Annotated in this window: 19 protein-coding genes and 1 pseudogene; 4 read left to right on the top strand and 16 right to left on the bottom strand. The window is 41.2% G+C overall.

Annotated elements, in window-relative coordinates; genetic code table 11:
• Nucleotides 1-156 precede the first annotated feature (156 nt).
• From V3C97_RS03550 to lepB, 8 genes and pseudogenes are all read right to left on the bottom strand, one after another.
• A complete protein-coding gene (locus tag V3C97_RS03550; RefSeq protein WP_338434476.1) occupies nucleotides 157-1,329 on the bottom strand; it encodes a PrsW family glutamic-type intramembrane protease in 1,173 nt (390 codons plus the stop codon).
• Nucleotides 1,330-1,340: 11 nt separating this feature from the next.
• On the bottom strand, nucleotides 1,341-1,913 hold the full coding sequence (locus V3C97_RS03545) for a zinc-ribbon domain-containing protein (protein ID WP_338434475.1): 573 nt from the start codon (nucleotides 1,911-1,913) through the stop codon (nucleotides 1,341-1,343).
• A gap of 13 nt (nucleotides 1,914-1,926) precedes the next feature.
• The gene (locus tag V3C97_RS03540; protein WP_338434474.1) at nucleotides 1,927-2,766 is read right to left on the bottom strand and encodes a zinc ribbon domain-containing protein; all 840 of its coding nucleotides are present in this window, start codon (nucleotides 2,764-2,766) and stop codon (nucleotides 1,927-1,929) included.
• Between the two features lie 97 nt (nucleotides 2,767-2,863).
• Nucleotides 2,864-3,830 (bottom strand): annotated as a pseudogene (locus V3C97_RS03535) (IS30 family transposase).
• Nucleotides 3,831-4,130: 300 nt separating this feature from the next.
• Entirely contained in the window at nucleotides 4,131-5,651 is a 1,521-nt protein-coding gene (locus V3C97_RS03530; RefSeq protein ID WP_338434473.1) for a hypothetical protein, read from the bottom strand.
• Nucleotides 5,652-6,475: 824 nt separating this feature from the next.
• Complete coding sequence (locus V3C97_RS03525; RefSeq protein ID WP_338434472.1) at nucleotides 6,476-7,267, bottom strand: ribonuclease HII; 792 nt, start codon at nucleotides 7,265-7,267, stop codon at nucleotides 6,476-6,478.
• A complete protein-coding gene (ylqF, locus tag V3C97_RS03520) occupies nucleotides 7,267-8,124 on the bottom strand; it encodes a ribosome biogenesis GTPase YlqF (protein ID WP_338434471.1) in 858 nt (285 codons plus the stop codon). The genes V3C97_RS03525 and ylqF overlap by 1 nt, the downstream gene beginning before the upstream one ends.
• Nucleotides 8,125-8,134: 10 nt before the next feature.
• Entirely contained in the window at nucleotides 8,135-8,623 is a 489-nt protein-coding gene (gene lepB / locus V3C97_RS03515) for a signal peptidase I (protein WP_081581145.1), read from the bottom strand.
• A gap of 205 nt (nucleotides 8,624-8,828) precedes the next feature.
• Between lepB and V3C97_RS03510 the strand changes: the two genes are divergently transcribed.
• Nucleotides 8,829-9,563, top strand: a complete 735-nt coding sequence (locus V3C97_RS03510; RefSeq protein ID WP_180849629.1) for a matrixin family metalloprotease — start codon at nucleotides 8,829-8,831, stop codon at nucleotides 9,561-9,563.
• Between the two features lie 43 nt (nucleotides 9,564-9,606).
• Here the strand turns inward: V3C97_RS03510 and V3C97_RS03505 are convergent, their stop codons facing one another.
• Complete coding sequence (locus V3C97_RS03505; protein ID WP_009554512.1) at nucleotides 9,607-9,792, bottom strand: 2-hydroxymuconate tautomerase; 186 nt, start codon at nucleotides 9,790-9,792, stop codon at nucleotides 9,607-9,609.
• A gap of 153 nt (nucleotides 9,793-9,945) precedes the next feature.
• Between V3C97_RS03505 and V3C97_RS03500 the strand changes: the two genes are divergently transcribed.
• Together V3C97_RS03500 and V3C97_RS03495 are read left to right on the top strand one after the other, a co-directional pair.
• Entirely contained in the window at nucleotides 9,946-11,370 is a 1,425-nt protein-coding gene (locus tag V3C97_RS03500) for a C69 family dipeptidase (RefSeq protein WP_338434470.1), read from the top strand.
• Nucleotides 11,371-11,568: 198 nt separating this feature from the next.
• Nucleotides 11,569-11,733: a hypothetical protein gene (locus V3C97_RS03495; RefSeq protein ID WP_338434469.1), complete on the top strand. Its 165-nt coding sequence runs from the start codon at nucleotides 11,569-11,571 to the stop codon at nucleotides 11,731-11,733.
• An 81-nt stretch (nucleotides 11,734-11,814) separates the two neighbouring features.
• Here V3C97_RS03495 and V3C97_RS03490 read toward each other — a convergent pair whose 3' ends face one another.
• From V3C97_RS03490 to V3C97_RS03480, 3 genes are all read right to left on the bottom strand, one after another.
• Nucleotides 11,815-13,029, bottom strand: coding sequence for a CCA tRNA nucleotidyltransferase (locus V3C97_RS03490; RefSeq protein ID WP_338434468.1), 1,215 nt, complete (start codon nucleotides 13,027-13,029; stop codon nucleotides 11,815-11,817).
• Entirely contained in the window at nucleotides 13,026-13,814 is a 789-nt protein-coding gene (dapB, locus tag V3C97_RS03485; protein ID WP_027827050.1) for a 4-hydroxy-tetrahydrodipicolinate reductase, read from the bottom strand. Before dapB ends, V3C97_RS03490 begins: the two co-directional genes overlap by 4 nt.
• Before the next feature lie 86 nt (nucleotides 13,815-13,900).
• Nucleotides 13,901-14,320, bottom strand: a complete 420-nt coding sequence (locus V3C97_RS03480; protein WP_338434467.1) for an HD domain-containing protein — start codon at nucleotides 14,318-14,320, stop codon at nucleotides 13,901-13,903.
• A gap of 202 nt (nucleotides 14,321-14,522) precedes the next feature.
• Here V3C97_RS03480 and V3C97_RS03475 point away from each other — a divergent pair, with 202 nt between their 5' ends.
• The gene (locus tag V3C97_RS03475; RefSeq protein WP_338434466.1) at nucleotides 14,523-15,353 is read left to right on the top strand and encodes an integrase; all 831 of its coding nucleotides are present in this window, start codon (nucleotides 14,523-14,525) and stop codon (nucleotides 15,351-15,353) included.
• Between the two features lie 44 nt (nucleotides 15,354-15,397).
• On the opposite strand, the gene V3C97_RS03470 is transcribed toward V3C97_RS03475, so the two are convergent.
• From V3C97_RS03470 to rpsA, 4 genes are all read right to left on the bottom strand, one after another.
• Nucleotides 15,398-16,660, bottom strand: a complete 1,263-nt coding sequence (locus V3C97_RS03470) for a tetratricopeptide repeat protein (RefSeq protein ID WP_338434465.1) — start codon at nucleotides 16,658-16,660, stop codon at nucleotides 15,398-15,400.
• A gap of 97 nt (nucleotides 16,661-16,757) precedes the next feature.
• The gene (locus tag V3C97_RS03465) at nucleotides 16,758-17,033 is read right to left on the bottom strand and encodes an HU family DNA-binding protein (protein WP_009554524.1); all 276 of its coding nucleotides are present in this window, start codon (nucleotides 17,031-17,033) and stop codon (nucleotides 16,758-16,760) included.
• A gap of 172 nt (nucleotides 17,034-17,205) precedes the next feature.
• Nucleotides 17,206-18,516, bottom strand: coding sequence for a ribosome biogenesis GTPase Der (gene der, locus V3C97_RS03460; RefSeq protein ID WP_009554526.1), 1,311 nt, complete (start codon nucleotides 18,514-18,516; stop codon nucleotides 17,206-17,208).
• A gap of 74 nt (nucleotides 18,517-18,590) precedes the next feature.
• Nucleotides 18,591-19,787, bottom strand: coding sequence for a 30S ribosomal protein S1 (rpsA, locus tag V3C97_RS03455; RefSeq protein WP_338434464.1), 1,197 nt, complete (start codon nucleotides 19,785-19,787; stop codon nucleotides 18,591-18,593).
• Nucleotides 19,788-19,817: the final 30 nt, after the last annotated feature.

Genomic DNA, 19,817 nt, shown 5'->3' with positions numbered 1-19,817 from the left:
TCACTGATTAGGCTAAATTTGTGCAAAATCGCAACAAACGCAAAAAGCCCGTCTAGCGACTAAATGTCCGTCAGGCGGGTATCTTTTCATGATTTAATAAATACGGTTTGACAGTGAAAAAGACGGCCTGAAACAGGTCGTCTTTTGCATGGCTGTTTATATCTTTTCAATGTTCTTTTGTCCAATTTTAGCACGCTTCAACTCACTAATTCCCCGAAGTCCTGCGTGAATTAATACTAGAATGACTATCCACACAATAGCAATGAGTGATGTGTATTTTATAATCTCAGGCAATGTTAAAGTTCCATCTTGACTTGATAAAATTCCAGAATCCCAAATAGTGTGTAAAATAACAGCCACAGCAAAGAAACGTAAGAACTTGATATTCAGCAAATCACCAAATGTTAACTTTTTACCCGCACATGCAATGATCAGCCCAACAGTTGAAATCGCACACCATTCGGTATGAGTTCCCATAGACGTAACTGTCCTAAATATGTCAGAGCTTAACGGCAACAAAGTACCCGTTTCATCATTAACTGAGTAAATAATGTTTTCAATAGCAGCAAAACCGGCACCGACTGCTGAGCCTATTAGAAGGCCATTCAAAATGCCTCTGGCTCGTACCTGGTTAACAAAATATGCTGCTATTAAAACTTTAGACAGTTCTTCAGTGAAACCAGTTCCGAAAGATGCAAGTATGTTTCCAGTCCCACTAGGTATGACAGCATCAAGTGACATAACTAATAACATAGACAGTACCCCACCAAAAAAAGACATTTGCACCGTCTTATAAAAACTGATGTTTTGAAGTACATTGATTTCAAAGAAAAGGATCAACGATGAAACAGGGATCACTACTGCAGCGACACTTGTCAAAGCTATAAACATTCCTGGACGACCGTTTACAGTGGTTAAAACATACATCAAAATCACTAAAAGTATCGCAAAAGCAAATATTCTTGAAAATAGCCACGGATGAACTTCCTGCACACTTACATCTTCAATCGACGGAGTCGTTTTTGGAGTACCAACAATGAATATTTCCTCTGCTTCGGTTTGAGTGTGCTTCTTAAATACTTCAGAGAAAAAGTTACGTAAACTTATTTTTACTTCTCCGTGTCCACCGGTCCACGAATTAAGTTTAGCTGTTGCCGATCCCATAATTGACGATCGATTTTCTTCATGCGATTCTCTTTCCGAATGCGTAGTTGCTTGTGATTGATTTGATGCAAATGGCGTACCACATTGCTTACAAAATTTAGCACTTTTTGCGTTTTTCGCACCACAGTCAGTACAATATTTAAATTGTTTTTCTTCACTTGTCATAATCGAACCTCTTAGTCTTCATTACTGTAATCATAACGAGGCCATCTTGTGGAATTCCAATTTGTTCGTTCAAACAGTAAAACGATGTCCATTATCGGAACAAAAATCCACCAACCGCTATGACCTGTATCATGATACCGCTGGATAATACCGATGACTAACCATATTTCAAAGACTGCTGCTATCACCATTTCGATTAAATAAAGGACGTGACTTTGAGTGAATAACATAGCTTTACCTAGCATCCACATTCCTGCAATTAAAGTACCAGCACCGTACCAAAAATCTGCTCGACCCATACACTGATTTATTGACGAACTGTTAGCCCATGTGCGACTCCAAGCTTTTTTTCTTGGGTTTCCGGAACCATTGTACGGCCCTCTTTGATTGCTAGTTTGAAATTGTTGATTGTTGTCATGTTGTTGTAAACGTGATTCAATCACCGGATCATCGTTATTAACGCTTTGCTCAGTGTTGCTATGGTAAGTGTTATCACTATTCACTTGCTGTTTTGCTCCACAATTAGGACAGAACTTCGCTCCCGGTTTTAACTCAGTTCCACAATTTTCACAAAATTTATTCATAATAATTCACTCCTTATTCACGGTTATATCCATCGTCAAACGCTCGACCCAGTTCACCCGCAGTTCCAGCGATTTCATCTGCACTTTCCTTATTCTGCACAGCGTTTATATAATCTTGACCCTCATCTGTATCTTGGAACCTTAATGTCTCTCTCCCATTTCTAAAGCAGATAAGCATATCGTTTGGCTGCCGGGTGCTTACCGAAACCGTCCAATCTGAACCCAATATGTCCTTTTGCTTGATTATTTCACTAACAACTTCACCAGTTGCATTCTCCATAGGAAGATGTTCATCGGGGTCATCTGCAGAAATAGCCTTATTTAATTCTTTTACGTACTCTTTTTCACCTTCGTCAGTTAGCACAAAGTAGGCCGTTTTCTTTTTGAGGTTTATATCAACATCTGTCACATCTCCTAGTGTTGTATCTCCCAGCTTACTTGTGTTTGCCGACTGTTTAATATATTGTTCTTGGACAAATCCACTTTTAAATGCAATGAAAAGACCAACGACGATCAAAGCGATCACACCTAGGATCATTTTTAAAGTCTTTTTTGATTTTTCACCCCGCTTAGTTCCTCTATCAAGATTATCCACAATATGCTTTACAGACTGTCTTGATGCCGTAACTTCATCACCTATTTTGTGGCCACAGTTATCACAAAATGTATCTCCTGGCGATAGTTCTGATCCGCAATTCTCACACACTACCGGCTTGTCGTCATTTTTTGATACTTGTTTTGGTTTTGCTTTCGGCGCTCCAACCTCATCTTTAATTTTGTGTCCACAATTATCACAAAACGTAGAACCCGGTGATAGCTTGGCGCCACAATTGTCACAAAATTTTTGAGTCATTAGACGTCTCCTCCCTAAATAATGTTCACACCTTGATATTTTATCATAATCTTAAACTATTGAATTAACATTTTAAGTCCTGAAATGTCAATTTAAGTTAGAAAGAAAATAGTTGCTCATCAGTGACGTAAGACATGAATACCTCATATGGAGTTCGATAGTCTAATGCTTTGCGAGGCAGGTTATTTCGCTTACTCATCAGTTGGGTCACCAATTCATCGGGAAGATTGCGGAAATCTAGCTGTTTTGTTAAGCCGTCCCAGCGTAAAAGACCGTTGTTGTTTTCGTTCAGCCCTCGTTGATTGGGAGCACCAACCTCGGCAAAGTAAGTGCGAAGGTCAAATTGATTGGCAATCTCGCGCCAGCCGGCGAATTCTTTTCCGTTGTCAAACGGTAATCGATTTGAAGAAGTGCCGCGGGAATTTCCGAAGCCACTGACTTAAGTGTTGGTTAATCGCATCAGCCGTCTTTTCGTGTACATTGAGTACAATTTCGACCTTCGATTGGTGTTCGGTCAGGGTCATTACCGCCCCTTGGTGTTTTTTTCCTTGGACGGTATCAGCTTCAAGGTGCCCAAATTCAGTGGCATAGTGCGGAAAGTCCTTGGCACGCTCGTGAATACTTCGCCCCAATTGGCCAGCCTTCCCGCGGCGCTCAATATAGCCATTAGGGTGCCGCTTACCTTGCATGGGCAAAGCACGGACATTCAGACCGAACTGCCCCCGTTCAAACATCCGGTAAAGAGTTCGCCGGTTACAACTAATTGGGCGCTCAGCGTACCCAATAATGGTGTCAGGTGTCCACCCCTGGGCAATTTTGTCGTTGATATAAGTGAGTTCAGCCAGTGACAACTGAGTACGTTTTCGGCCACAACGTTGCTTATTGCGCATATAGTGATCTTGATAATCAGCAATTGGGGCACCGGTTTCCAAATAACGATAAACGCGATAAACGGTTTCGGCACTACGGTTGATCATTTGGTCCACTCGGTACGCTTTAAGCTTTTTCACGAAAGAATGGGCGATGATTGTCAGCTCGTTTGTGGTAAGATGGGTGTAAGTCATTTGTGGTTTCCATTCTTTTGTTTAGGAGTATTCAAAAGTCTACCACAAATGGCTTTTCTATTTTTCTAACTTAATTTTACAAACGGCGAACTGAAACGAAATTTTGATTTTCAAAATAGACAATATTTTTCATTTTAAAATCCTATTTATTTCGTCTTATCTCTCCATCTATATATTTTACTTTAATTTTTTTAAAAAACGATACCATTCAAAAAATATAAAACATTCAGTTTTACCGAATGTTTTTCGCTATTTTCTACTGTTATATATAATTTTATCTCCTTTAGTCTGAGGGGTACATTATGATCTATCTTCGCTTCCGTCACCATCGCCGGTAAAGAGCGTTTGACCATTTAGAAGTGGAATAATCAACGCCATAGCACTGTCATTTACTTCTTGGGCACGGAGATCTTTTACAAGCTCAAACAATTCAGGAGAAAGTAAAGCAAGCGGTAGCTGCTTTTCCTGCACCCAGTATTTCAGTTTTGTAAGGGCACGAGTTCGGTTACGTGTGATTGGGCTCCGCAGACCAGCAGCCATAAAATCTATTCCCACAAGTGGATAAGCAGTAAGTTCCTGCAAAATAAACTGGAGCTTATCATAAGCTTCGTATTCTTCACCGATTCCAATATTGTCTTCCGGTTCACCTGCTATTTCAGAAAAAGGTAACTTTTTTCGAAAGATCTGCAATGTGGGCTCTATATAATCCCTGCAATTCATCAGATATCTACAGTTATAGAAATTTTCATCAAAATCTTTCCGTATACATTTGAGCAGATCTTTGCGGAAAGGAATTTCAAGTTCATTCGCCAACCGAAGAGCCTTTCCTTCTTTGACTGCAGCTTCTACGGCTTCCGTACAGTCTTTTGAATGAAGGATTTGATCACAGGTGGCGGAAACAGACAGTACATCTCTATCATCTGCCCAGTGTCTGATAGAAAGAATCACATCGTATTCATCTGTGCTGAGTGTGTAGCTCGATGAAAGCTTCAGATAACGAAGCATGACAGATTCTGCATCTTCAATTTCAGAGATACCAGGCACGGGGCCTTCATCCATCAGTCCATCGATCAGCATCGTAATGGATGCATATTCCTCTGATGTTGGATTTCCAAACAGGAGTCCTTCAGCACCTGACTTTTGCCAGCAGGTCAGAGCAGAGTATGCATTTATAACTCCATTGATCGTTCCTTCAGTCAGAAACCATTGACGAATCTCCTCCGTATTTGGATTCAGATATTCTACGGCATGAATCCGCCCCCAACTGTGTACCTTTTTTGCAATAGCAAAAATTTCATCGTTGCCATTTTCCCACTGCTGCATATTCCAGACAGCAAAGATTGTAAATTCATCATACAAGCCAATCCTTCGAATGATCTCTTTCAGACTTTCTTGTGGATCTCCGAAAAGTTCCAAGAGTTCAAGCACGATCTTAACGCATTCTACATGTGTGGAATACAGAACCAGGGACAAGGCGGTGTGAAAGATATTTCTGACCTCCAGTGTCTGGGAATGATCGATAATATAATTCTGCAATTCATCAATACAGTTGATGGCACGGACATCCTTTGTCCATTCGAAAAATATAGCGTCTGCTTTGGAAAAATCCCCGCAGATGGCAACTTTAAGTGCTCTGACCATTCCTTTTAACTGTGCAGCATCCATACCTGTATGAGACATATGATAAATTCTGACGCCATCTAATGCGCCGGGAGCCCATTTAACGGAATCATCGGAATCTTGCTCGTGAAGGATAAAATCACAATCAAGAATTCCGTCAGTTATATTATCGCAAATTTGTTGATAAATTGATTTCTCCATTGCACACCTCCGCAGACTAATTATTTTTCCTGCTTACAAGTATAGGTTGTCAAACGTACTGTACAAAAAAACAGACTTTGAATTGTTTCTGAAAAAATTTACGAAATTTCTATTATAAAAACATAAAGAGAAGCGTAAAAATAATTGCGTCCTAAGACCAACACACAAAACTATTTTCACTGCCTATCGTTTGGTAGCAAAATGCTTCTCTTTTCGCGCACCATAATCTCTCTTCCTTATAAAACAAACGGTTGCCATGCACATTCACATAGCAACCGTTTTTATGTAGGAAGATTTGGACGACAAAATGTCACTTAATAGTCCATGTACTTATCAGAAAAAGTCATTTATCGCCCTGGCTCCACTCAATACGGAATAAGCGGGCAGATAGGTTTTTGTCTCCTTTTATCGGAGAAGTTCATTCATCTTCTTGGTTCAACTAAAACTTAGGGGCTTAGGCCCCGGTTTTCGTCTCCTTTTATCGGAGAGGTTCATTCATCTGAGCTTAGGGAAAACACTATTATATCAAGCTTTATTAAATATATTGCTTGCCCAAATTTTAACCACTTAACTACTTACACCATGGATCGGTGGTTAAATTTCAGGCTAGGTTTTTACCTAAACTTTACTCTATAACTGTACAAGAAATAATACATAAATTCAACTCGCACATAAAAATTAGTGGAAGTTTTATTTAGATCAAAGATATTATTTGCTGATAAAGCCACTCCACGTAGACTAATTTGCTCAAAAATTAAAGTACCCCACAACATTAGACCAACACGTCCAATGCATAGGATACTTCTGTTATTGACTATGCAAGTTTAACCACTATATTTACCCGTGGCTAAACCTGTTTTAATTGGTTCAAAGGTTCTGCGATGAATCGGTGAAACTCCATAATTAGCTAAACCTTGGAGGTGTGCTTTCGTTCCATAGCCCGCATTATGACTGAATTCATAACCCGGATAAATTTCATCATAAAAAGCCATCAAGTGATCACGGTTAACCTTAGCTACAATGCTTGCAGCTGCAATAGACGCCGACTTAGCATCACCCTTAATGAGTTTCTGTTGTGGAACATCACTAGCAATCGTCATAGCATCGATCAAAAGTTGGTCTGGCCGAACAGTTAAATCAGCCACTGCTTGTTCCATGGCAGTAATTGTAGCCTGATAAATGTTGACTTCATCAATCAACCGGTTGTCCGCCCAGCCGACTGCAACAGCCACTGCTTCTGTCAAAATTTGTTGGTACAACGTTTCTCTCTTAGTCGCCGATAATTGTTTAGAATCATTAACATCATAGAGGGCAAAATCGTGCGGTAAAATAACTGCCGCAGCCACTACTGGACCAGCCAAAGGACCGCGTCCCACTTCATCAATTCCGGCAACATACTGGACTCCCTTTTCCCAATAAGACCGTTCGATTACCAGGCGCTGTTGAAAAGCTTCCCGCCGAGCTTGCTCTCGTTCTTGCCGGCGGTAGTAGGTTCGCAGTGCCTGTTGCACTCCTGCCCGCTTATCATCTTGGAGCTGAGTTAGTAACTGTTTGTCAACTGGGGTTTCATTCAACAGCTGCTTGACTTTTTTAATGGTAAGCTTTTTTTCCGCCATTATTCTTGCTCCTCGACTGGTTGGGGAATGTCATCAAGGGTATACCGCCCCAACTTACCTTTGCGAATATCAAAAATAAGCCGCTCACTAGCCCGTTCGTAGTCATCCTTGAATCCCATATTAGCCGTGATTGCTAATAAGAGCTCAACAGTCGTGTCGTTAATCTGATCATTGGTAACCCGGTAACGATCCATTAAGGCCTGCGGATTATGTGCTACGAAGTGTTCTAATGCGTAAAGGGCAACATCGTCCTTAGCGTAGAGTGTATCCTTAATCGCTCCTGTCAAGGCTAACTTCTTCCCTACTAACGGATCTTCAAACTTGGGCCACAAGATTCCTGGTGTGTCCAACAATTGCAAGGTGTTCCCTACTTTAATCCATTGCTGTGCTTTCGTCACTCCGGGCCGGTTCCCTACTTGGGCAATTCTGCGCTTAGCCAGGTGGTTTAGGAGAGTTGACTTCCCAACATTAGGAATCCCCACACACATCACCCGACTACGCTTGGTCTTAATGCCTTTTTCTGCTTTCTTTTTATTATTATCTCCCAAAACAGCAATAATCTTTTTTTCAATTACCTTCAAGCTGTTAGCGTTACTGTTAACTGCTAGTGCCGGAATGCCATTTTGTTCATAATAATTAATCCATTTTTGGGTCATTGCTGGATCAGCCAGATCCATCTTGGTCAAAACTACAATCCGTGGTTTCTGCTCAATCACCTCTGTCAATTGCGGATTCCATGAAGAATCAGGAATACGTGCATCAACCAATTCTAGAACAATATCAACTGCCTTTAAATTCTCTTTCACCTGGCGCAAAGCCTTAGCCATATGCCCTGGGTACCATTGAATAACTGCCATTTTTACCTCCTTAAAAGAATCGGAACTGGTCAAACGGGGCGATGTTGCACACTACCCGTCCTTTGATTTGCTTTTTTGGTATTACCCCAAATGTCCGTGAATCGCGACTTATAGGGCGATTATCGCCAACTAAAAAATACGTTCCCTGCGGAACATGGACGCCTTTGCTAGTATAATCAGCAGGAAAATCAGCTGTATAGCGCTGGTGCTTGTTCAGATCAAGTTGTTTATATAAAAAGTCTTCTGCTACCACGCGTCCGTTGACGTATAGTTTTTCGTTATGATAGCGGATGTTATCACCTGGCAAGCCGATTACACGTTTCACATATACCAAGCCGGCTTGGTCAGTTGCCAATACCACATCAAAGCGGTGGATTTTTTTAGTGCGCAATACCATGACTTCCTCGCCATTATGTAACGTCGGCTTCATCGAAGTCCCCTCAACTATTGCCACAAAAAAGAGAAGGCGCACAAGTAGTGCTACTAGCGCACCTCCCATCAAAAATCCTATAATTATCTTTTTCCTACGCTTCACAAGCAAATACCATTCCTTAATATATCAATCACTTTTCATTATACCATTAAATTCACTCTTCTTTTTTGCCGTTTCTCCCCTTAAAAGTCGCTAAATTCTCCCTTCATTTGCCAGGAGATGGTATAATTTAAATCAAACGGATGTTTGAATAACTCGAAAGGTACTGCTCATGAGTAAGTGGATATTTAAACTTATTAAAAATATTTTTTATCGCTTACGCCCGCTCATTCTCTTTATTCTGTGCGGGTTAGCTTTTATTGTTCTCATGCAGATGCAGTATGCTCATCTAGCCTTAACTCCCCGCAACTTTTTTGATACCGCTAACCGCTGTTTTCAGGCAGCTCAACATCATGAGCAACCTGTCGACCATTATCAGCCGGCCTCGATTCACCGTACCGTCTATTTTTACGTCAATACCCACGGTCATGACCAGTCAACTTTACCTTATTGGCATGAAGCTGTACAAGGTTGGAACAAAACCAATGTCGTCACTCTCCAACCGACTAATGATATTGCGGCAGCTACAATTACATTGGTTCCTCAGAGCATTTCTCTCAGCCAAAACACAGTGGGGCTGACTAATACTCAATCTAGCCTTACTACTCAACAAATTAATGGTCGCTATCAATATCGCAACCACAACATCAGTCAATGCGAACTTGATTTAAAGAAAATGAAGACCTACGGTTATACCAAACAGGAAATAGTAAACGTAGCTGAACATGAGTTAGGTCACGCTTTGGGTTTGAAACATAGTCAAGCAGTACGCTCCGTCATGAGTGCTGATAATCGCTTTTTTAATATTCAGCAAACTGATGCCGATCATTTAGCCGATATTTTTTCAAAAACCACTCCTAACCACCCCGTTAACCAATCGATTAGTTGCCATATTGCGGGTTCATAAAAAGACCAGCCTTATTTCAAAGCTGGTCTTTTTATATGCTGTATTATTCGTCACTCTTGAGTGTACCGCCAACAGCGTAACGGTTCTTTTGCATTTCATTCAGAACCACGTGCACATGTTCAGCAGGAGCACCAGTGTTTTTAACCACCGCTGCAGTTACATCCGCTACTAAGTTCTTCAATTGTTCTTGGGAACGTCCCTCGATTAGTTCAATATGAATTAAAGGCATGTCCTCATCCTCCTTATATCTTTACACATAGTTTACCAAAATTCACTTTTAAAGGATATCTTTTACAACTTAGGCTTTCCCCAACGCTTCTGAAGTTAGATATCCTTGCATATATGGTATCATAGTAGACAGTTAAAAATGGGAGGTTTTAAAATGGCTTCAAATCGCTATGAATTTTCTGCCTGTACCAGTGTTCTGGTCGGCAAAAAGGCCACTGTCGATGGTTCTACCCTTATTGCACGAAACGAGGACTTCAAGTCGGCTTGGCCAAAGCACCTAGTGATTCATCCACACGAAGAATTCGCTAATGAACAAAAATTCGTTGCTCAAGACAACGGTTTCACTACTACTTTGCCTAAGGTTAAGGGAAAATACACTGCTACACCTGAATGGACTGCTGAAAACGGATTGATCGAAGAAGATGGGATCAATGAATACGGAGTTGCAATGAGTGCAACTGAAAGTACGTATGCTAATGACCAAGTCTTAGCAGTTGACCCCCTGGTTGAAACAGGGATTAACGAAGGTTCAGTAGTCACTGTGGTTCTTCCATACGCACATTCCGCTCGCGAAGGTGTTGCAATCCTGGGTAAGATTGTTGAAACTAACGGGGCTGCTGAAACCAACGGCATGCTTTTCTCCGACCAAGATGAAGTTTGGTATATGGAAATTGGGTCAGGTCACCATTGGGTTGCTCAACGCATTCCTGATGATTGCTATGCTGTTGCTGCTAACCAGATGGCTATCCAAGAGATTGATTTTGATGATCCCGATAATTTCATGTTCTCACCAACTATCAGAGAATTCGTAGCACAAAATCATCTTAATACCGCTCGTGAAGGGTTTAATTTCCGCAAGATTTTCGGTACTCAAACTCTTTCAGATGAAGTTTATAGTACACCACGTGTTTGGTTTGCCCAACAATATCTCAACGCTGATACCCCTAACACTCCAATGAGTGAAGACTTACCTTTTATTCGCAAGGCTGACCGTCTCATTCAGGTAGCTGACGTTGAATATATTCTAGGATCCCACTTCCAACGGACGCCATACGATTTACTGGGCAAGGGGACTGAAAGTGGGAAGTTCCGCCCAATCAGTCTAGCCAAGACCCAGGAATCACACATCCTCCAAATCCGGCCTGATATGCCGATTGAAGTTGGGGGCCTCCACTGGTTATCCCTCGGTGTTACCGCACAAAGTGTCTACGTTCCACTTTATGCTGGTGCAACCGATGTTCACCCTGCTTACAAGGTTGGAACCAAGGATTATAGCCCAGATTCGGCTTACTGGACATACAAATTGGCCGGAATCTTGGTTGATCCTCACTATCACGAATTTGGAGAAGACCTTCAAGAAACTCAACACAAGTTGCGGATTAAATTTGGCCAGATGGTACGCGAAGCTGATCAAAAGGCTCTACAAATGGAACCAGCCGAACGGACTAAGTTCCTAACCGACCAAAGCATCAAGATGCAACAAACAGGATTAGACGCAATGAACAAGCTAATCAGCGTCTTGGTAACTAAGTCTACTGACTTATCACCGCTAAACTATAACACTGATTTAAATCTTTAATTATAATTGGCCAGCAAGCATTAGCTTGCTGTTTTTTTCATTTTAAATGATATTCTAGGAAAAATTCCCCCTGTTTCTTTTTTATTTTTACTTTAGTTAAAGTAACTATTTATTTGTGAGAATATGCAAAGCACATGAAGTATGTTATTGTTTGAAGTGTAGTAGTTACTTTTTCAGCTCACTTGGAGGTCAATGGTAATGAAGAAAAAACAATTCCACTATACTTTAGTCGCCTACTTATTAGGGACGCTCGCTTATATCGTATATTTTTCTTTACGTCATAGTATCCTTATGCTGGGCTTTGGAATCGCTACAATCTTTATGCTCGCTTACACTTTCCTATTTTTTAAAAACCACGAATAAATCCACCGAAAAAAACCGAACCCTACTTTTGCCAAAGCAAAAATTATGGTTCGGTTCTAAACTATTTTGCTATTTTACTTTTTAATCGCTTTGTTTAGCTAACTCACAGGCACGGCCCATTAGCGCAGCCGTTTGATTGGCAACTTTCCCTTGCACCACTTCAACTTCAAGCGTATTCAGTATTTGCCCCATCCGTGGGCCTGGCGTTATGATTTTTGCTTTAAGTAAATCATTCCCGGTTAAAACTAACTCGCGCTTGGATTTAATCGGTAACTTTTCATACTGGGTCCGAAGGGCTGTTTCATCAACCTGATTTTTGAAAAAAGCGGCTACCTGATTAGCTACTAGCAATAGTGGCAACCCTGTTTGGTATAGCATGAGCGCATCTAATTGCTGTTGCCGCAAAGCCCGTAAAGCAACACGGGCTTTAAGCGTATTGTGAATAATCTCCCGGGAAGACTTCCACTGCCGTAATAAACGACTAACCTGACTATCGTCTAGCTCACAAAGTGTAGTGATCAATGTCCAAACCGCTTCTTCTGAAGTTAACTTGATCGCTGGCAAAGTCAACAATTGTGCTAGTTCGGCACGGTAGTCCTTTAAACCAGGACAATATTGATACAAGCCAGTATCAATAAAAGCTTGCACACCCCGTTTGATGTTACGTCCTTGAAGCAACTTTACCCATTCTTCATGGATCCGTTCGACCGCAATCTTGGCTAGTAAGGGTGCATTCTCTGCAATAGCCTTTTCTGTTGTAGGATCAATTGCAAAATCAAGTTTACTTGCAAATCGTACTGTTCGCATCATCCGCAAGGCATCTTCATGATAACGTTCGGCAGGAACACCAACCGCCCGGATTAAGTGATTTTTTAAATCATCTAAACCTCCGAACAAGTCAACGATTTCCCCATTCATATCCATTGCTAACGCATTAATAGTTAAATCACGTCGCTTCAGATCATCTGCAAGCGAACGCACAAACGTTACCTTATCAGGGCGACGGTAGTCTTGGTATCCTGATTCAGTCCGAAAGGTCGTTACTTCATAGCCTTTGCCATGATCAATTACCATTACTGTCCCGTGTTCGATTCCTGTATCAACCGTTTTCTTGAAGAGCGCCTTCACTTCTGCCGGGTACGCACTGGTGGCAATGTCCACATCATGAATCGGCAAGCCCAGGATCGTATCCCGAACACTACCACCAACAAAATAAGCTTCAAAGCCATTATCCTGAATGGTCTTGAGCACTGGTAATGCTTGTTGAAATTCACTGGGAATCTGTTCAACAATCATAGGAGATTTTCCAATCCAACTAAGAGTTCTTGCGCTGTGCCGACTTTGGCAACCGCCACTGCTACTCCTGACATGAAGGAAGACCGATCAAATGAATCTTGCCGAATTGTCAAAGCTTCCCCAGGTGCACCGAAGAGTACTTGTTCGTGAGCCACGTATCCTGGTAATCGAACTGAATGGATCTTCATCCCTTCATAGTCTGCCCCCCGTGCACCAGCTAAAGTTTCTTTTTCATCAGGGTTGCCTTGGTGGTGGGCTTCCCGTACTTCTGCAATCTTCTTAGCAGTTGCCACAGCCGTTCCGCTTGGAGCATCCAGCTTATTATCGTGGTGCATCTCAATAATTTCCACATTAGGGAAGTACTTAGCAGCTTGTTGTGCAAATTGCATCAACAATACTGCTGATAATCCAAAGTTTGGTGCAATCAATCCACCAATCTTTCGTTCTTTGGCAATCTGTTGTAATTCAACCACCTGATCATCTGTCAACCCAGTTGTTCCAATTACTGGCCGCACCCCATGTTCAAGGGCAAACTTGGTATTAGTATATACAGCTTGTGGAACAGTAAAGTCGATCCACACATCTGCCTGGTCAGTGTTGATTTGTTCATAATCTTGGTAAACCGGAACATCATAAGCTGCAAATTCTGCAATTTCACTTAAATTTTTTTCAGTAGCGGTAGGATCAAAGACCCCGACCAACTCAAAATCATCATGATCAATCACCATATGTGTTGCCTTATTACCCATGCTGCCTTTAAAACCAGCAACGATTACTTTGACCATCAATATCATCCCTTTGTCTAAATCTTTGTTTTAATATGATTAGTATAACATACTCACTGTTAGAGCATACTTGCTAATGAGCTTAATTACGCCATTAAAAATGTGATTGCCACTTGATATTTCTGGACTCTTTTTAGGTCATCTTCACTAACCTTACTCAACCTGGTTAAATCGGAGTTGTGTTGTAAGTCGGCTAACTTCACTTTCCGAGCTATACTATTAGCTTTAACTTTTTTAAGATAATCTTCATAAGACACATTTTTGGGTTTAGTCAACGTGGCAACTGCTGTAACAATTTCTTCTGTAAAGCCCTTAGCCTTCAAATCAGCAAGTGTATACGCGGAATCTTCAATCACGTCATGTAGTAATGCCACCACTTTAGCTTTTTCATCAGTCACTAAACTGGCAACATAAATTGGGTGCTGGATATAATCAACTCCGGCTTTATCGACCTGCCCCTTATGTGCATCGCTTGCGATCTTCAGCGCAACATCATATAAACTCATTTTATTCACTCCAGTACATGTTTCTCAAAGGTAACCATCAAAACAGAGGCTGCTGTCATTCTTTATTTAAAGCTCCATTCATTTTTCCTCAAAAAATAATTTCCGCTACAAAATTATAACCTCCTCGTCGACAGATTGTCCTGTATTATATATACTTTAATTAAAGTAACATTTTAATTATCGAATTAAGGAGCGAATAGGCATGCGTTTCCCATACGAAAAGCAATTTCGTTTTCATCTCTACCACCGTAATCTTGAAGAAATTACTATTAACGATATCTGTCACGACGTAGCTGATCTCTTCAACTATTTACGTCATTTTAATCTTTCTTACCAAGACCAGCCCCAACTAGATAATATTCACGAGGCTGACATTCGTGACTATTTCAATATGCTTCAAAGCAAGCGTAATATTAAAAACACTACCTACAACAAGGTGCTGACTCATTTGAATACTTATTTTTCCTTTTTGTTTAGTCAAAGATATACAACCACTTTGCCTACGCTGCAACTCAAAGGGTTACACCGTCAAGCACTCTCACAGATTCCATTAAATTGGTGTGATAATTTAGCAAATCTACTCCAAAACAAACAGCTGTCGTTCTACACTCGGATGGTTCTCTTGTGCTCGGCTCACTTTTTTACGGTGCAGGAATTTATGGCACCTAACTTCTATAAAGTTCTGAACAAAATCACTTTGCAACCCATGGAACAAGCATTTCTAGCAGAATATACTGCTGCCTACGCTGAGCTCCGGCAACTTCAGGAATGCGAAGACCTTTTCTTGAAAAAACGTATCAATCTTGCTGCCCCCCGCTTGAGCCTACCGGGGTTGCACAAGTACCTCAAAGCCGATCAAAAGCACGCCCCGTTCCCCCTTATTCCCCGTGAACTTTACCGTAATGCGGTATGTGCTTACATTCTGCACCACCAGTCCCTTTCTGACGCAGAACTTTGTCATCATTTACGTTTAACCCCCACTTCGCTTAACTATTACCGTCAGCAAGCCTATCTCTTAACTACTACGCATTAACAAATAATCCCTGCCTGGTGTTTCACCAAGCAGGGATTATTATTTTATTCATACATTAATTGATCTTGCAAATCTAACATTGTACTGTCATTAGGATGTCTTTGGAGGTAAGCGTTGATACACTCGAGTGCATCATCACGCCGTCCGACGTTGCGATAAAAGAACGCCACATCGTAAATGAAATCATCCTGTTGTCCTAAATATGTCCGAGCTGCATCATAATTTTCTTCAGCTAATGCCAATTGGTCTTGCCGTGCATATACCCGTCCCAAGTTCCAGTATAGTTGGGGATCAACTTCATCATCACCCAAATACTGTTTGAGCAATTGAATATTATCTGTATCCTTTTTCAATTCCACTAAAAGATTGCTCAACTGGACAACCAACGTCATGTTTTGAGGATCTTGTTCTAAAGCTTGCCGCAATAACTTCTCAGCTAATGCTGTTTTCCCTAATTTAAGCGCAATCTCAACTGTCTTACGGTATAAGTTAGTATTATACTCATCCACAGCTAAACCTTCTTCATAGGTACGCAAAGCTTGGGCGAGATCCCCTTTATCTTCTTGAATTTGTGCCAGATAAGGATAGGCAGTCCCATAGGAGCTGTCTTCGTCAATTAATTTCTTGAAGTTTCGTTCAGCATCATCGACACGATCTAATTGTAACTGGGTGAAGGCTAGTTGGAATAAAGTATCATTATCCAGTTGGTCGTCATGGATTTGCTCCAAATAACCTAATGCTTGTTCAAATCGGCCTGCTCCAGCATAAGATAGTCCTAGTCGTTGAACTAAGTTGACCTGCGACAAGTTCAGAATTCCCTGTTTAATTAGGTCTAAGTAGCACCCAATCGCTTTTGTATATTGCTTAGTATTGAAATATAACTCCCCCAAGGCAAATTGGATGACAGACTCATCTGGGGCTAAACTAGCAGCTGTGAGTAGTTTTTGTTCACTAACGTCAAACATACCCTGCGTTTGGTAAAGATCAGCTGCTACTAGTAAAGCTTCCAAATACGCTGGAGAAGTAGGCTGGATACTTGCCAGGTAGTTCAGTGCTTCGTCATCATTACCCTCCCCAATCGCAATATCCGCCAGGGCTGTACGCAGACTATCTTCATCCGGATAACGTTCCAACAGCTTGGTATATGTTCTTTTGGCCCAGGTTGACAGTCCATACGAATACAGTTCTTCGGCTAAACTATACAAAGTGTCATCATCATCTTTGCGCAACGCCCAGGCAAACTTTTTGTGGGCTTCATCGATTTTCCCTTGTGCGATTAAATCGAGTGTTTCTTCTGAAAAAGACATTATCTCTAACCCCTCACTTTTTAGTAGCTCCTTCAAGGATATATTAAAAAAAGCCAGAACACAATGGTTCTGACTTTCTTGAAAAATTATCTTTTTCTTATTTAACAGCGTCCTTCAAACCTTTACCTGGTTTAAATGCTGGTACCTTGCTTGCAGGAATTTCGATTTCTGCACCAGTTTGTGGGTTACGACCCTTACGAGCAGCACGGTCACGTACTTCAAAGTTACCGAAGCCGATAAGTTGTACCTTTTCGCCTTTCTTAAGGAAATCTTGAATTGAACCGAATACTGCATCAACTGCAACAGTTGCGTCCTTCTTAGTCAAACCAGTCCGTTCTGCAACTGTGTCGATTAATTGAGCTTTGTTTGCCATGTGTTTCACCTCCTCAATTAAAACTAGACATATTGCTATGTCATATAATCGTTTTGAGTATGACTCAAAATCGATGAAACAATGACCAACAAATCATTGTTCATTGCTAGAATAGCATAGAAAGCCTATCATAACAAGGCTTTTAGCCTTTTTTTATTACTGAAAAAAGGCATTATTTTCTCTTTCTTTCAATCAGATGCACAGGCGTCCCTTCAAAGTCAAACGCTTCGCGAATCCGATTTTCCAAGAAACGTTCGTATGAGAAATGCATCAATTCAGGGTCATTAACAAAGATTACGAATGTTGGTGGCTTAGTAGCAACTTGCGTTGTGTAGTATACCCGTAAGCGGCGCCCATTATCTGTTGGCGTCGGGTTATAGGCCAATGCATCCATAATAACATCGTTGAGTACTGCTGATTGAATCCGCCGTCCATGATTTTCATTAATTCGCTTAATCAAAGCCGGTAATTCACCTAACCGCTGGTGAGTTTTAGCAGACACAAAAATAATTGGCGCATAGCTCAAATACTGAAATTCTTGGCGAATTGCAGCCGTGAAATCATTCAGCGAATGGGTATTCTTCTTGATCGCATCCCACTTATTGACAGCAATAATAATGCCCTTGCCCGCTTCGTGCGCATATCCTGCCACATGCTTATCTTGTTCACGAATGCCTTCTTCTGCGTTCAATACCATAACTACAACATCTGAACGATCAATTGCACGCAGGGCCCGCATTACAGAATACTTTTCCGTATTTTCGTAAACTTTCCCTTTTTTCCGAATTCCAGCAGTATCAATCATTGTGAATTCAGAACCATCAGCAGTGGTAAACTTAGTATCAACTGCATCACGTGTTGTTCCCTCAATTCCAGAAACAATTACCCGTTCTTCACCCAGGATAGCATTGACTAATGAGGACTTACCCACATTAGGTCGGCCGATAAAGCTGAACTTGATGCTGTCGTCCTCTTCATCTCCAGCATTTTCAGGGAAATTCTTAACAATCGCATCTAATAAGTCCCCCGTACCAATTCCGTGTGTTCCAGCTACCGGGATTGGGTCACCAAAACCTAGTGAATAGAAGTCATAGATCTGAGCACGTTGTTCAGGATTATCAACCTTATTCACTGCCAAAATAACCGGCTTATTAGTCCGATACAGAATCTTAGCTACTTTTTCATCCGCATCAGTAACCCCTTCTCGAACACTAACAACAAAGACAATTACATCTGCTTCATCAATTGCAATTTCTGCTTGTTCACTGATCTGCTGAACTAATGGTTCGTCACCAACGGCAATCCCACCAGTATCAATCATACTAAAAGGATGGCCAAGCCATTCAGAATTGGTATAAATTCTGTCCCGGGTTACACCAGGAGTGTCTTCTACAATTGAGATACGTTCTCCGGCAATCCGGTTAAAAATAGTTGATTTACCGACGTTAGGCCGCCCAACTATTGCAACAATTGGTTTTGCCATGTTTTTTCCTCCTTGTACTGATTAAATAAAAAAACTGACCCAAGAAAACTTAGGCCAGAATTTTTTAAACTTAATTAGTTCTTAAGTTCGTCACCAACAATATCACCTAATGTGAAACCTGTATTTTCTTCAGGTAATTCAACACGTTCACTATTGTTGTGTGCCTTTCCTTCGCTCTTCTTTTCGCCTTCTGGCTTAGCTTGTAAAGCCTTGATTGAGAGGGCCAAACGGTGATCTGGAGCATCAACGTTTAAGACCTTAACCTTAACCTTGTCACCAGAAGTCAAGACTTCGTTAGGAGTAGCAATGTGCTTGTGAGAGATTTGGGAAATGTGAACCAAACCTTCAACACCAGGTAACACTTCTACGAAAGCACCAAAGCTAGTCAAACGCTTAACAGTACCTTCAACAACGTCACCTTCAGCAATCTTTTCTGCTACTTCTTCCCATGGTTCTGGTAAAGTTTGCTTGATAGAAAGTGAAATCCGATCACGTTCTTCATCAACAGCCAATACCTTAACCTTAACATCTTGGCCCACCTTAAGCACGTCAGCTGGCTTACCAACACGTTCATAAGAAATTTCGGAAACGTGAACTAAACCATCAACACCACCAAGGTCAATGAAAGCACCGAAGTTAGTTAAGCGAGCAACCTTGCCTTCAACAACGTCACCAACAACTAACTTATCCATAACTGCCTTCTTCTTTGCTTCGCGTTCTTCGCGAGCAATTTCTTTGTGAGAAAGGATCAAGCGGTTGTCACTTGGTTCGATTTCAACAATCTTAAGTTCCAAAGTTTGGCCCTTGAATTGGTTCAAATCAGCAACGTATTGGTCAGAAATCATAGATGCAGGAATAAAACCACGAACACCAGCATCAACAACCAAACCACCCTTAACTACTTGTGTAACAGGAGCAGTGATGTGTTCGCCAGCTTCAAACTTAGCTTCGATATCATCCCATACTTTACGAGCCTCTAAACGACGTTGGGAAAGTAAGTAACTGCCACCTTCCTTGTCAGAACCGATCCGAGAGATAATAACTAAGTCCAGTACATCGCCTTTCTTAATCTTATCTTCGATTTCGTCTTCCTTAACGCTCAATTCACGGACAGGAACGACACCTTCGATACCAGTATCACCAATACCAACGATGACTTGGTTAGAATCGTCAGTTGCTAAAACTTCACCTTTAACAACATCACCGACTTTAACCTCTGTCACTTTATCTAGAGCTTCTAATAAATCCTTGTTTGCTTCTGTTTCACTCATGGACAATGTCCTCCTTAACGACTAACTCTG

Origin of the sequence: Ligilactobacillus saerimneri, from assembly GCF_036689625.1 — a bacterium.
GTDB classification, from domain to species: Bacteria; Bacillota; Bacilli; order Lactobacillales; family Lactobacillaceae; genus Ligilactobacillus; species Ligilactobacillus saerimneri.
This window is presented reverse-complemented; position numbering and strand designations above follow the sequence as displayed.

Bases quoted from the DNA above. Each gene is read 5' to 3' on its own strand.
- V3C97_RS03550 (WP_338434476.1), bottom strand. From the start codon at position 1,329: ATGACAAGTGAAGAAAAACAATTTAAATATTGTACTGACTGTGGTGCG.
- V3C97_RS03545 (WP_338434475.1), bottom strand. From the start codon at position 1,913: ATGAATAAATTTTGTGAAAATTGTGGAACTGAGTTAAAACCGGGAGCG.
- V3C97_RS03540 (WP_338434474.1), bottom strand. From the start codon at position 2,766: ATGACTCAAAAATTTTGTGACAATTGTGGCGCCAAGCTATCACCGGGT.
- V3C97_RS03530 (WP_338434473.1), bottom strand. From the start codon at position 5,651: ATGGAGAAATCAATTTATCAACAAATTTGCGATAATATAACTGACGGA.
- V3C97_RS03525 (WP_338434472.1), bottom strand. From the start codon at position 7,267: ATGGCGGAAAAAAAGCTTACCATTAAAAAAGTCAAGCAGCTGTTGAAT.
- ylqF (WP_338434471.1), bottom strand. From the start codon at position 8,124: ATGGCAGTTATTCAATGGTACCCAGGGCATATGGCTAAGGCTTTGCGC.
- lepB (WP_081581145.1), bottom strand. From the start codon at position 8,623: ATGGGAGGTGCGCTAGTAGCACTACTTGTGCGCCTTCTCTTTTTTGTG.
- V3C97_RS03510 (WP_180849629.1), top strand. From the start codon at position 8,829: ATGAGTAAGTGGATATTTAAACTTATTAAAAATATTTTTTATCGCTTA.
- V3C97_RS03505 (WP_009554512.1), bottom strand. From the start codon at position 9,792: ATGCCTTTAATTCATATTGAACTAATCGAGGGACGTTCCCAAGAACAA.
- V3C97_RS03500 (WP_338434470.1), top strand. From the start codon at position 9,946: ATGGCTTCAAATCGCTATGAATTTTCTGCCTGTACCAGTGTTCTGGTC.
- V3C97_RS03495 (WP_338434469.1), top strand. From the start codon at position 11,569: ATGAAGAAAAAACAATTCCACTATACTTTAGTCGCCTACTTATTAGGG.
- V3C97_RS03490 (WP_338434468.1), bottom strand. From the start codon at position 13,029: ATGATTGTTGAACAGATTCCCAGTGAATTTCAACAAGCATTACCAGTG.
- dapB (WP_027827050.1), bottom strand. From the start codon at position 13,814: ATGGTCAAAGTAATCGTTGCTGGTTTTAAAGGCAGCATGGGTAATAAG.
- V3C97_RS03480 (WP_338434467.1), bottom strand. From the start codon at position 14,320: ATGAGTTTATATGATGTTGCGCTGAAGATCGCAAGCGATGCACATAAG.
- V3C97_RS03475 (WP_338434466.1), top strand. From the start codon at position 14,523: ATGCGTTTCCCATACGAAAAGCAATTTCGTTTTCATCTCTACCACCGT.
- V3C97_RS03470 (WP_338434465.1), bottom strand. From the start codon at position 16,660: ATGTCTTTTTCAGAAGAAACACTCGATTTAATCGCACAAGGGAAAATC.
- V3C97_RS03465 (WP_009554524.1), bottom strand. From the start codon at position 17,033: ATGGCAAACAAAGCTCAATTAATCGACACAGTTGCAGAACGGACTGGT.
- der (WP_009554526.1), bottom strand. From the start codon at position 18,516: ATGGCAAAACCAATTGTTGCAATAGTTGGGCGGCCTAACGTCGGTAAA.
- rpsA (WP_338434464.1), bottom strand. From the start codon at position 19,787: ATGAGTGAAACAGAAGCAAACAAGGATTTATTAGAAGCTCTAGATAAA.